The sequence below is a fragment of the Glutamicibacter mishrai genome, from assembly GCF_012221945.1.
Classification (GTDB): Bacteria; Actinomycetota; Actinomycetes; order Actinomycetales; family Micrococcaceae; genus Glutamicibacter; species Glutamicibacter mishrai.
Genome location: NZ_CP032549.1, coordinates 1,346,958 through 1,358,716, shown reverse-complemented (window position 1 = coordinate 1,358,716; position 11,759 = coordinate 1,346,958). Strand labels below are relative to the sequence as shown.

Sequence of the window (11,759 nt, the reverse complement as noted above, 5' to 3'; positions counted from 1 at the left end):
CAAGTGAAATCCTCGAAGCTAAGTGCAGAAACCCCAACCGCCCCGGCGGTGGATTCCCTGTACCGAGCAAAGAGGAGAGCGTCATGGAACGCATGGTTGACCCGAAGGCCGCACGGTTCTCGTGATGGCCGAACGTTCACCGTTTTCGTTGAGCCTCTTGCCCTCTCTTCGACACAAGCTACGGCCAAACACACAATGGCAACTATTTTTGATCTCGCACAGCCCGGAACTCCGACCGGCACTTCGGGTGGGTTTAGGACTCGGTATTCCAGGCACCGCGCTGTTGTTGACGGAGCGCAGCGATCTTCTGGCCTATGCCGTCTTCGGATCTGTAGTCGGGATGTACGGGCGAGACCCGCGCAGATTACAACGGCTTAAAGATCAGCTACTGGGAGCGGCGCTGATGCTATGCGCCGGAATCTGTGGCATCGCCGTGGCACCACTGGGACTGCACGGATGGACTTTGTTAGCCGGCGGCATATTTTGGGCTGTACTGAGTTCAGTCGTGGCAGACCGCCACGGGGTGAAGCCCGGCGGAGCATTCTTTCCGCTCTTTGCCTTTGGTGCATTAGGTACCCTACCGGTGGGTGAAACCATTGCCATCGACGGGTTAATCGCTTTCGTTGCCACGGCACTGTTCAGCATTCTCTTGGGACAAATGGCGCGCTTCGGACCAGCTGCCGAACACGGCATAAAGACCCTGCCCATACCGTGGCCAAATATCGGACAGAGAGCCGCAACCTATCTAGTCGTCATCCTCGTGGCCGGAAGTATTGGTATTTTTCTGCACGCGGAACATCTGCAGTGGACGATGGCAGGAGCAGCCGTTCCGCTGGCTGCAGGTAATGCTCGGGGCCGAATCAAGCGGGGCGCTCATCGAATTGCCGGAACGCTGGCTGGCATCGCAGTGCTATTGGGACTTCAACTTCTGGAGCCCAGCGAACTGGTCATCGGGTGTTGCATCATCTTGCTCATGTTCCCCACCGAGGCCTACATGGTTCGAAACTACGGTCTCGCCCTGAGCTTCTTCACACCATTGATCATTCTCATGCTTCAGTTAGCGAACCCCGTGATTGGCATTCAGATGGTGTGGGACTGCGCCATGGGGAATCTGCTCGGTGTCATCGTCGGGATTATCGTCGCTGCCATCATTGAGCGGAGGCCAAGACTGCAATACTCCAGTGGAGTCGTTGGATGATCGAGACATCGCCAGAGGCAACCACCTTCTCAAGATAAGGTCTGGTTCGAAGGCTGACCTTCTGACAAGAGAATAATTTGCGAGTAATAACGAAATAATTGATGAAGCCTCTATTCTTCACACCTCCGTGACGCCTAAGCTGGCCGTGAACTCGCATTTTCATCGAGGGAAGGAAGAAAGCATGTCTGATACATCCGTGCCAACTGTGGGCGCAAAACTTTCAGCAGAATTCTTGGGCACATTCGTGCTGGTCTTCGGTGGCTGTGGTTCGGCCATCTTCGCAGCAAAGGTCATCGCCGATGAATCCATCAACATGGGAATCGGATTTGTTGGTGTCTCACTGGCCTTCGGTCTGACCGTGCTGGTCATGGCCTACGCTGTCGGCCACATCTCCGGCGGTCACTTCAACCCAGCCGTCACCCTGGGTACTGCCTTCGCTGGCCGTACCCCGTGGAAGGACGTTGGACCATACATCGTCACCCAGGTGGTCGCCGCTTCTGTTGCAGGTGCGGTGTTGTTCTGGATTGCCTCGGGCAAGGACGGGTTCAGCGCCGTTGATTCCGGATTCGCCTCCAACGGTTATGGCGACCGTTCCCCTGATGGCTATTCGCTGGTCGCGGCCTTGGTTGCAGAAATCGTGTTGACCGCCATCTTCCTCTACGTCATTCTGGGCTCCACCGACGAGCGTGCACCGAAGGGCTTCGCGCCCATCGCCATTGGCCTGTCACTGACCCTGATCCACTTGGTCTCGATCCCTGTCACCAATACTTCGGTCAACCCAGCTCGTTCGCTGGGTGTCGCCTGGTTCGCCGGGCCGGAAGCACTGGGCCAGGTATGGCTGTTCATCGTCGCGCCTATTATCGGCGCTGCGATTGCGGGCTACACCTACAAGATGCTGTTCCCGGCATTTGTCGACAAGGGCCGCGAAGGATTCGATCGCAACTAGCCGAGAATCTCGTTAGCTCTCAACGCTGACTCCCAAGTGCCCGGAGGCAATACTGCTACTGCAGTCAGTTGCCTCCGGGCACTTGTGCGTGCGGAGACAGTGAGCGAACAGATCTTCGTCTGCTCGCTCACGGTTTAGGCAATTACATAGGCAAGGCCATTAGGCTTGTACCATGCAACAATGGCCAGAGCACCCAGTCCACTACATGGCTGTACGGCCAAAGCAACGAGTCTTCAATGCTGGAAAGTTCAGCAAGGGAGACCTGCTGACGGTCATCGCGTATCTGGTCTTCTTCATCGGCGGGGCCGCGAGCCTGATCGCGCTGATCCCCGGCTACATGACGGCGTTCCCCACCCAGGAACAGGCGCTCTTTGGCATCAACCTCATCCTGTATGTCACCTTCTTCATCCTCGCGATGATCCAGTGCGGACCGCAGTTCTTCGATTCCTTCAAGACCATGCGCTATCACCCGTGGGCCAAATGGCTGATGCTTCCCGGAGGCTGGCTGCTGACCATCATGGTCAACGCACTCATCGCCGGCCTGACCGGCCAGGTGGTGACCAGTGAAAACCAAGCGGCCCTGGAAGGGATGGCCACGACGGTGCCGCTTCCGGTGATGCTGGTGGTGACGGCACTCTTCGGCCCGTTTGTTGAAGAATACTTCTTCCGGCATCTGCTCATCGGCAAGCTCTCACGCAAGATCAACGTCTGGGTTTGCCTGATCATCTCCACCGTTCTCTTCGCCGGGATCCACTTTGTTGGAGCCGGCGTCGGGTCGTGGATGGAAGTGGTTCCCTACTTCATGCTCGGAATCACCATGGGGTTGGCCTACATCCTCAGTGGCAAGTCGATGGCCTATTCCTACATGCTGCACGTACTGAACAACACCATCGCGTTGCTGGTTGTGTACCTTATCTACCCGCTACTTCCTGCAGGAGTCTAAAGCAGTGTCGTTCGCAGGACATGAACCACGCACCCCCGCCTACCGCGGGATGCTGCTAGCCCTCTTCGCCAGCGGTGTTGCGACCTTCTCGCAGCTCTACGCGGTGCAGGGGTTGCTGCCGGTCATCTCGGAATATTTCCACATCACTTCGTCCCAGGTCGCGTTGGCCGTCTCGTCAGCCACACTGGGACTGGCCCTGGCCGTGACACCGTGGGCCATCATCTCGGACCGCATTGGCCGGCGCAAAGTCATCGGTGCGGCATTGATTGCCTCGGTGCTGCTGGGATTGCTCAGCACCCAATCACCGAATTTCGAGTCGCTGGTGGTCATCCGATTCTTCGAGGGCGTGGCCTTGGCCGGTGTTCCCGGCTCTGCGTTGGCTTTCCTTGTCGACGAGGTCAGCCCGAAGGCAGTCGCCGTGGCCAGCGGCACCTATATTTCCGGAACCACGCTTGGCGGCCTGGCCGGACGCTTGGTGGCCAGCTTCATTGGCGAACCGGCAGGCTGGCGCTGGGGCGTTGCCGCCGTGAGCATCATGGCGGGGCTGGCGACGCTGTTCTTCTTGATCAAGGCACCATCGGCCCAAGGTTTCTCGCCCATCCGCGGGCAAAGCCTGAAGGGCATCACTGCGAAGTTCGGCCACGCGTTGCGCGGCAAAATGGTCTTGGTCTATGCCCAGGGATTCCTGCTAATGGGTGGCTTCGTTGCCGTCTACAACTACCTGGCCTTCCGCCTGGAAGCTGCGCCCTATCTCATTCCCTCTTCGCTGGCAGCCTTGGTATTCCTGGCCTATCTTTCCGGCACCTACACGTCAGTGGCCAGCGGCAAAGTGGTGGCCAGAATTGGACGGCGCAATACCCTGCGCCTGAGCATTCTCATCAGCGCCATCGGGCTTGCCCTGACCCTCGCCGGCAATCTCGTGGTCATTGTCGCCGGGCTCTTGATCTTTACCGCGGGATTCTTCGCCGCCCATGCTGTGGCCAGCGGCTGGGTTCCGGTTTTGGCTTCCGGCGCCCGCGCCCAAGCGTCCAGCCTCTACAACTTGTTCTACTACGTTGGCTCTTCGGTGCTGGGTTGGTTGATTGGCATCCCGTTCATGCACCTCGGCTGGGGCAGTGTCGTACTCAGTGTTGTTGCGCTTCAGACGTTGGCCATGGTGCTCGCTTCGTTCCTCTCCAAGAAGGATCCGTCGCTGGGCTCTTGAGGCGAGGCATCACGGTGGCAAGAGCGCTGCCAGCCAGGTCTAGGCGCCTGCCAGTTTGGCGAGAACATCTGCATACATGACTTCTTTGATTTTCCCCAAGGCCGCCGGGTTCTGAACGGCATTCGAGGCGGCCAAGGCGCGTGCCTGTTCCATCAGCTGATCCTGGGGAGCGGTGGCATCCACGAGTCCAAGTTCCAGTGCTTTCTCCGCGGCGTACCGATGGCCGGAGAGCATGGCGGTGCGCGCCGTGCGAGGATCCAGCTTGCTCTGCGCTAATGCAGCCATCCCCGGCGGGAAGACGATTCCGACCTGGACCTCGGGGAAGCAGAAGAACCCACGGTCCTCACGCATGATCCGGTAATCGTGAGCCATGCTCAACAGTGCACCGGCCCCGAACGCATGTCCGTTGACGGCAGCGACCGTGGGCATCGGCAACGCGAGGACTTTGCCGTACAACGCTTGAACGGCACGCAAATACGCCGGATCCAGATCGATGTCATTAGCCGACTCATCCACGTCCAGCCCGTTCGAGTAGAACTTCCCGCTGCCTATGGTTACGAATCCGAGAGCTTGCTGGGCTACCGCCTGATCGATCAGTGACTCGACCTCAGTGACCCAGTCGTCACTGAATCTGTTTTCCTCCGAACCAAGGTCGAGGACCGCTATCTGATCAGTGATCTGAAGGCTGGGCATAGGTGCTCTTTCTGTGTTGTGAAAACTTAGATATTCTCCAGAGGGAATATCTGTTCTGGCTTCTCCACTAGGTGAGATGGTCGAATTCGCCCGAAACCCAGCGGGAATAGCGATCTGCGGAAAACTGTACGATGCGCTGCGCATCGGAACGAACGCAGGACGCAAAGTTGTTGTAAAGGCGGTCGAATTCCACCTCTTCGAGCTTCTTGGCCATACGCCGAACCACCGTGGCGGAGAGCGGAATGCGGTTCGGGTAACTGCGCAGAAAAGTCACATTGCCATCGGCCACCGGGAAGATGGCGTCACCGGCTAGCAGGACTCCGCGCCCATCAGCGCCGACTTCCCAGCAAGCGACAGTGCTTCCCGGAAAATGGCCGCCCACTTGCTTCAAGGTCAGACCCGGCAGGACTTCAAATGGATCCCGCCATATTTTGATTGCTGCCGATGAATATTGCACCCAATGGGCATCAAGATGCGCCACATAGATCGGCGTATCATCAAAAGCCTGGCTGTACTGTTGCTGAACTCCATACATATGCGGATGGCTGGCAACGATCCCGGCCAGCCCGCCACGGGACTGAAGCCAGGCAACGATCTGATCTGTGATCAACCCCGGAATATCAAAGAGCAGATTTCCTCCGGTGGTTTCCACGAGAAGGGCGCTTTGGCCAATGCCGATTTCCGGCGAAGAGATAGCGGTCAGACCCGGCTCAAGTTCAGTCAGCGTCAACTCGTGCCCGGCCGCGACCAAGTCCTCGGTCCGCACCCACCGTTGGGTGCCACCGGGAATGTACTGGCGCTCGTCGGTGCAGATAGGGCACAGGCCTTCGGGAGGCCTGCCCGGAGGGAACTCCACAGCACATCCAGCGCACTGCCACCGGTCAAGATGTTCCTGGCTCATGGAATCTGCTGCTCCTTCTGGCCGCTTCCTTGCAGCCACTGGGTTGATTCCAACCTAGTGGGTTTCTGAATCGTGCGGTAGATGCTCCTTGTGGCCGGTCATCTCGACCAGCGATATTAAATGGTGAAAGTCGACGGCGCTTCGTAGAGTGGGAAGCGTGAGTTCCTCAACCCCAACCGAATCCCCGAAGTCGATTTCTCGGCAGATCCTTGCCCTTGCCGTTCCGGCCCTCGGCGCGCTGATCGCCGAGCCATTGTTCTTGATGGCCGATTCAGCCATCGTGGGACACCTCGGGGTCAACGAATTGGCAGGGGCCGCTTTGGGAACCACGGTCCTGCAGACCGCCGTAGGCCTGATGATCTTCTTGGCCTATGCCACCACTCCTGCGGTCGCCCGGGCCATCGGCGCCGGCCGGCCAGGACAGGCCATGGCCGCCGGGCGCGATGGCATGTGGTTCGCGGTGGCACTTGGCGTCGTGCTCTCGTTGCTGGGCTACTTCACGGCCAGGCCTTTGGTGCAGGCCATGGGATCCACGGGTGCCACCACCGATTTCGCGGTGGACTATATTCACTACTCCTTGCCCGGCCTCACCGCCATGCTGCTGGTACTGGCAGCGACCGGCGTGCTTCGCGGCATGCAAGATACCAAGACTCCACTGGTGGTCGCTACCGCCGGCTTCGGGCTGAACATCGTCTTGAACTTCGTCCTGGTCTACGGGGCGCACATGTCCGTGGCCGGCGCAGCCCTGGGTACTTCGATTGCCCAGTGGCTGATGGCTGCGGTCTATTTGTGGATGCTCTTGCCGCGGATCCGCCAACAGGGAATCTCGCTGGCGCCAAGCTGGGCCGGATTCATCTCCACCGGGCAGGTCGGTTCCTGGCTGATGCTGCGCAACCTAACCATGCGCGCGGCGTTGCTGCTCACGGTCTTTGTGGCCACATCATCCGGTACCCAAACCCTGGCCGCTCACCAACTGGTATTCACGATCTTCAGCTTCCTGGCTTTTGCCCTTGATGCTCTGGCCATTGCCGCCCAGGCGATGATCGGCCAGGAACTGGGCCGCGGTGATGCGCAACGGGTCCGCGAGCTGACCGCCATCATGAGCCGCTGGGGCATCTACTTCGGTGTGGTGACCGGGCTGCTGCTGTTCGCCACCTCATGGGTCTTCCCGATGATGTTCACCGCGGACGAGCAGATCCGCCAGCTGACGACGGTGGGTCTCTGGGTGCTGGCCCTGTCCCAGCCCTTGTGTGGACTGGTCTTCGTGCTCGACGGGGTGCTGATCGGTGCCGGGGATGCCCGTTACCTGGGTATCGTGGGCGCGGTGAACCTGGTGGTGTACGCGCCGATGCTCTGGGCGGTCATGGCATTCACTAGCGACCCGCACTCGGCGATCTGGTGGATCTGGGTGGCCTTTGCGCTGGGGTTCATGGCATCACGCGGCATCACGCTGTGGGTGCGTGCCCGAGGAACCGCGTGGATGCGTTTGGGCCACTAATCTTTGAACTGATCTAACACCGTAGTTAGGAGCACAATGGGAAACCTCAAACGACAGCTGCCGGATGTATCCGAGCTGGTCAGCCTGATGAAATTCAAGGCACCTTCACTGGACCGCCGAACCGCACGCTTGGCTGCCGCCGCCGATATCTGGGATCTGCGAACCATGGCCAAACGACGGACACCCACCGCCGCTTTTGACTACGTTGATGGAGCGGCCGGCCGGGAGATCACGGCCCAGCGCGCACGACAGGTCTTCGACTCGGTCGAGCTGCTTCCGCGGATCTTGCACGGCACCGCACATTCGGATCTATCCACCAGCATTGCCGGGGGAGCGTCCAAACTGCCCTTCGGCATTGCTCCCACCGGCTTCACCCGCTTCATGCACTCCGAAGGCGAAATCGGCGGTTCGCGCGCCGCGCAGAAGGCGGGGATCCCCTTCAGCCTGTCCACTATGGGCACCCGCTCCATCGAGGAAGTGGCCGCGGCCGCGCCCGAGGGGCGCAACTGGTTCCAGCTATACCTCTGGAAAGACCGCGAGAAGTCCAAGGCCCTGGTGCAGCGTGCCGCCGCGGCCGGCTTTGATACCTTGCTGGTGACCGTCGATACTCCGGTGGCCGGCCAGCGCCACCGCGATACGCGCAACGGCATGAAGATCCCGCCCGAGCTGACGCTGAAGACCATCGTTGATGCCTCCTACCGTCCGGAGTGGTGGTTCAACTTCCTGACCACCGATTCGCTGAAGTTCGCCTCGCTCTCCGAGTCGTCGGCGGATCTGCCCACCATCATCAACTCCATGTTCGATTCCTCGCTGGACTTCGATGACCTTAAATGGATCCGCGAGTTGTGGCAGGGCAAGCTCTTCGTCAAGGGCGTGCTGACGACCGAAGACGCGGCCAAAGCCAAAGCCGCTGGCGCCGATGGCCTGGTGGTCTCCAACCATGGAGGCCGCCAGCTGGACCGCGCGCCGATCGCCTTCGAAGCGCTGAGCGAAGTCCGTGCCGAGGTCGGCAATGACATGGAGATCATCCTGGACTCAGGCATCATGTCCGGCGCGGACATCGTCGCTTCACTGTGTGCCGGTGCCGACTTCGTGCTCATTGGCCGGGCCTACCTTTATGGACTGATGGCCGGCGGTGAACAAGGTGTTACCCGCGCGATCGAGCTACTGGCCAAGGAAGTGGAAGTGGCCATGCAGCTGATGGGCGCCGCGTCGATTGCGGATCTTGATGAGTCATTGATTCGCCGGCGTGTCTAGGGATTTAGCCCGTTTTCAGGAGGACGGTGCCGTTACACCGAACCCCGCGGTCGAACGACCAACCAATTAGAGGGCTTCAATAATGAGCCTCAGCAAGGCCACGATAAGTCGGGAAACATTTGAGAACGTTTCGGCTTTCGTGGCCTTTGGCTTGCCTACGCAAACCTTGGGGCACTTCTTTCGCTTCGTCATGGTTCATCACCGGCCTTTCTGCACGGGCGACGAGCGCACAACCCATGAGTTGAGTCTCAAGAAAAGACTCACGGATTGCGCGTCCGCCTTTCGACCACCTGGGCAAAGAGGACCAACCAAGCGTGCCAACTTCGCCCGCCCGCTGATTGCACTAGCTTAGGATCCGTACCGGAAACGCGAACCGGAAATGCGCAGCCTGTGGCAATCGGCACCATCGAGCTGGCGGTTAGTTCTATGCACGGTAGAATAGAAATTGTGCCTGCACCAAAAACCACCCCCGCTCAAGCCAAAGAAGTTTTCCGCCCGGTCTTCCTGCGCGGACTCACCGCGCTCGCCTACGCGCTGCTTTCGATCTTCTGGATCGGCGCAGACGATAAGGCCCTGGCCTATTCAACGGCAGGCTTCCTCGTAGTCACCGGCGTATTCATGTGGCAGTACGTGGTGGTTGACAGCGCTCCGGAGAAGTCCCGCGGAGCTTATGCGGCAGGCGCAGGATTGATGCTGCTGGCCGGCATCGCCACCATCTTCGTCACCTCGGTGGCCTGGATCGGGTACATCGCGGCCTTCGCCTTCCTGGTCACCAGCCTTGCCGAACTGTACGTTTTCGCCAAGCTGCGCGAAGCCTTCCCGCCATTTCGGAACCAGCTGGTCACCGGTGCGGTTGGCGTGATTTTGGCCATTGCCCTGTGCTTCAGCGGCGGGATGGATGCTCACGCGCTCTTCGGCCTGATCGGCGGCGGAACCATTGTCCTTGCAGTCTTCGAGCTGATCGCCGGATTCGGCCATCGCCACGAAATGAAGGCCGAAGCCGTGACCGCGGCTGATACGCCAGAGCAAGAAAACAACTAGTCTTGAAGTCTGCAGGAAAAGTAGAAACGGAGTTCCTGGTGGGAAACAACAAGAAGAAGCAGCCGTGGAGCCAGTCGATCAAGGGCCCACTGAGCTTCTCGCTGGTTATGGCGATCGTCGCAGGAGTCGTCGGCCTGGTCGGTTCCACCGGCGGATCGCAGAACCCAATGCGCTTCGACATCGGCTTGGCCTGCTTCGGCATTGCCTTCATCGCCTGCCTGCTGGTCATCTCGGTGATGACCATGGCGGGCAAGGAGAACGATCCAGAACTGGGCAAGGGGACCGGAGTGAACCGATCCTCAGCCAACCCGGACAAGAAGTTTGAAGACTGATAATAAAGCTTAACCAGAGATCACGCGCTGGGACTGTCCACAACAGATAGTCCTGGCGCGTTCTTGTTTGCCACAAACACGTATCAAGGATTCCCCGTGAGTAGCACCAGTACCACCCCGCCTGCCGGACGCACCCCGCTGGGCCAGCAGTTGCGACGACGCAAGTCCATCAACGCGATGGCCAACGACGCCGCCAACAACAACGGGCTCGGCTCGCTGAAGCGATCCCTGGGCGTGATGCAACTGGTGATGATCTCCGTGGGCGCTACCCTGGGCACCGGCATCCTGGTCATCCTCGGCTCAGCGGTTCCGGTCGCCGGTCCGGCCATCTGGATCGCTTTTGTGCTCGCCGGCGTCACCGCGCTGCTCTCGGCAGTGTCCTATGCCGAAATGGCTGGCATGGTCCCGGTCTCCGGTTCCAGCTACTCCTACTCCTACGCCACCTTGGGCGAAGGCGTGGCCTGGATCTGCGGGTGGTGCCTGGTGCTGGAATATGCGGTTTCCGCCGCGGCGGTAGCCGTCGGCGCTGGAGCCTACGTGAACCAGACCCTGCAGATCTTTGGCCTGTCGCTGCCGGATTCTCTGGCTGGCGGACCGGGCGAAGGCGGGGTCATCAACCTTTCGGCGCTGATCGTCGTGGTGCTGGCTACGGTGCTGTTGGTGCGCGGAGCGCGCGAATCGGCCATGGCCAATACCATCATGGTGCTGGTGAAGATCGCGATCCTGATCTTCTTCGTGTTCGTTGCCTTCACCGCTTTCAACGCAGGTAACTTCGCCCCGCTGCTGCCGATGGGCGCAGCCGGTGTCACCGGGGCCGCCTCGATGGTCTTCTTCTCCTACATCGGTTTTGATGCGGCCTCCACTGCCGGCGAAGAAGCGAAGAATCCGCAGAAGGACCTGCCGCGCGCCATCATGATCGCCATGGTCCTGGTGACCGCGATCTACGTCCTGGTTGCCGTGGCGGCCATCGGCGCCCGCGAGTGGAACTGGTTCGCTGACTCGGAAGCCGCGCTGGTGCAGATCGTCTCCGAGATCACCGGGCAGCGCTGGATGGTGCTGGCCTTCGCACTGGCCTCGGTCATCGCCATCGTCTCGGTGGTGCTGACCACCCTGTACGGCCAGACCCGCATCCTGCTGTCCATGGGGCGCGACGGATTGATCCCGCGCTTCTTCGCCAAGGTGTCGCCGAAGACCCACACCCCGGTGATCGGCACCTACGTCACCGGCCTCGTGGTCGCCATTGCCGCGTCATTGATTCCCTTGGGCCAGCTGGCCGAGGCCACCAGCATCGGCACGCTGTTCGCCTTCGCGCTGGTCGGCGTTTCGGTGATGTACCTGCGCAAGACCCAGCCCGATACCCCGCGCACCTTCCGGGTTCCGCTGTATCCGGTGACTCCGATCCTGGGCATCGCCGCCTGCCTGTTCTTGATGTTCAACCTGGCCGGAATCACCTGGGTGGTCTTCGGGCTGTGGATGATCGTCGGCATCAGCATCTACCTCGGCTACGGGCGTCGCCACTCACGTTTGGGTTCCTTGGACGCCAAGGCCTACCAGCAGGAGCTGGAGCTCTAGGGTTTAGGGATAGCAGCCACGAGAACTGATGTGTTGCGGATTGCTGATTTCTAATTTTTCGTAGTGAGCGTCTTGTGGGTAAGGCTTGTAGCCTTGGCCGGTCAGATGGCCACTCCGCTTGGCGTGACGATTGTTCGAATAGTTTTTATCGTCTAGATTTCTGTACGTTAGATG

At 59.9% G+C, this 11,759-nt stretch carries 11 protein-coding genes; 9 read left to right on the top strand and 2 right to left on the bottom strand.

What is annotated here, in order from left to right; translation table 11 throughout:
- Positions 1-124: 124 nt before the first annotated feature.
- The 4 genes from D3791_RS06435 (at position 125) to D3791_RS06420 (ending at position 4,291) form a co-directional block, all read left to right on the top strand.
- The gene (locus D3791_RS06435; RefSeq protein ID WP_172511649.1) at positions 125-1,198 is read left to right on the top strand and encodes an FUSC family protein; all 1,074 of its coding nucleotides are present in this window, start codon (positions 125-127) and stop codon (positions 1,196-1,198) included.
- Between the two features lie 181 nt (positions 1,199-1,379).
- Entirely contained in the window at positions 1,380-2,144 is a 765-nt protein-coding gene (gene aqpZ / locus D3791_RS06430; protein ID WP_172511648.1) for an aquaporin Z, read from the top strand.
- Between the two features lie 172 nt (positions 2,145-2,316).
- On the top strand, positions 2,317-3,087 hold the full coding sequence (locus D3791_RS06425) for a CPBP family intramembrane glutamic endopeptidase (protein ID WP_028268621.1): 771 nt from the start codon (positions 2,317-2,319) through the stop codon (positions 3,085-3,087).
- 4 nt (positions 3,088-3,091) lie between these two features.
- Entirely contained in the window at positions 3,092-4,291 is a 1,200-nt protein-coding gene (locus D3791_RS06420; protein ID WP_172511647.1) for an MFS transporter, read from the top strand.
- Positions 4,292-4,330: 39 nt separating this feature from the next.
- Here D3791_RS06420 and D3791_RS06415 read toward each other — a convergent pair whose 3' ends face one another.
- Together D3791_RS06415 and D3791_RS06410 are read right to left on the bottom strand one after the other, a co-directional pair.
- Entirely contained in the window at positions 4,331-4,984 is a 654-nt protein-coding gene (locus D3791_RS06415; protein WP_172511646.1) for an enoyl-CoA hydratase/isomerase family protein, read from the bottom strand.
- A 67-nt stretch (positions 4,985-5,051) separates the two neighbouring features.
- A complete protein-coding gene (locus tag D3791_RS06410; protein ID WP_246242395.1) occupies positions 5,052-5,885 on the bottom strand; it encodes an MBL fold metallo-hydrolase in 834 nt (277 codons plus the stop codon).
- Between the two features lie 148 nt (positions 5,886-6,033).
- Between D3791_RS06410 and D3791_RS06405 the strand changes: the two genes are divergently transcribed.
- From D3791_RS06405 to D3791_RS06385, 5 genes are all read left to right on the top strand, one after another.
- Positions 6,034-7,383, top strand: coding sequence for an MATE family efflux transporter (locus tag D3791_RS06405; protein ID WP_425483150.1), 1,350 nt, complete (start codon positions 6,034-6,036; stop codon positions 7,381-7,383).
- 36 nt (positions 7,384-7,419) lie between these two features.
- On the top strand, positions 7,420-8,640 hold the full coding sequence (locus D3791_RS06400) for an alpha-hydroxy acid oxidase (protein WP_172511645.1): 1,221 nt from the start codon (positions 7,420-7,422) through the stop codon (positions 8,638-8,640).
- A 447-nt stretch (positions 8,641-9,087) separates the two neighbouring features.
- The gene (locus tag D3791_RS06395) at positions 9,088-9,681 is read left to right on the top strand and encodes a hypothetical protein (RefSeq protein WP_172511644.1); all 594 of its coding nucleotides are present in this window, start codon (positions 9,088-9,090) and stop codon (positions 9,679-9,681) included.
- Positions 9,682-9,719: 38 nt separating this feature from the next.
- Positions 9,720-10,013 carry a hypothetical protein gene (locus D3791_RS06390; protein ID WP_246242393.1) on the top strand — a complete coding sequence of 98 codons (294 nt, stop codon included), beginning with the start codon at positions 9,720-9,722 and terminating at the stop codon, positions 10,011-10,013.
- A gap of 177 nt (positions 10,014-10,190) precedes the next feature.
- Positions 10,191-11,585, top strand: a complete 1,395-nt coding sequence (locus D3791_RS06385) for an amino acid permease (protein WP_246242545.1) — start codon at positions 10,191-10,193, stop codon at positions 11,583-11,585.
- Positions 11,586-11,759 lie beyond the last annotated feature (174 nt).

Excerpts from the sequence above, each read along its gene's own strand:
- D3791_RS06435 (WP_172511649.1), top strand. The coding sequence starts at position 125 with ATGGCCGAACGTTCACCGTTTTCGTTGAGCCTCTTGCCCTCTCTTCGA.
- aqpZ (WP_172511648.1), top strand. The coding sequence starts at position 1,380 with ATGTCTGATACATCCGTGCCAACTGTGGGCGCAAAACTTTCAGCAGAA.
- D3791_RS06425 (WP_028268621.1), top strand. The coding sequence starts at position 2,317 with ATGCAACAATGGCCAGAGCACCCAGTCCACTACATGGCTGTACGGCCA.
- D3791_RS06415 (WP_172511646.1), bottom strand. The coding sequence starts at position 4,984 with ATGCCCAGCCTTCAGATCACTGATCAGATAGCGGTCCTCGACCTTGGT.
- D3791_RS06410 (WP_246242395.1), bottom strand. The coding sequence starts at position 5,885 with ATGAGCCAGGAACATCTTGACCGGTGGCAGTGCGCTGGATGTGCTGTG.
- D3791_RS06400 (WP_172511645.1), top strand. The coding sequence starts at position 7,420 with ATGGGAAACCTCAAACGACAGCTGCCGGATGTATCCGAGCTGGTCAGC.
- D3791_RS06385 (WP_246242545.1), top strand. The coding sequence starts at position 10,191 with ATGGCCAACGACGCCGCCAACAACAACGGGCTCGGCTCGCTGAAGCGA.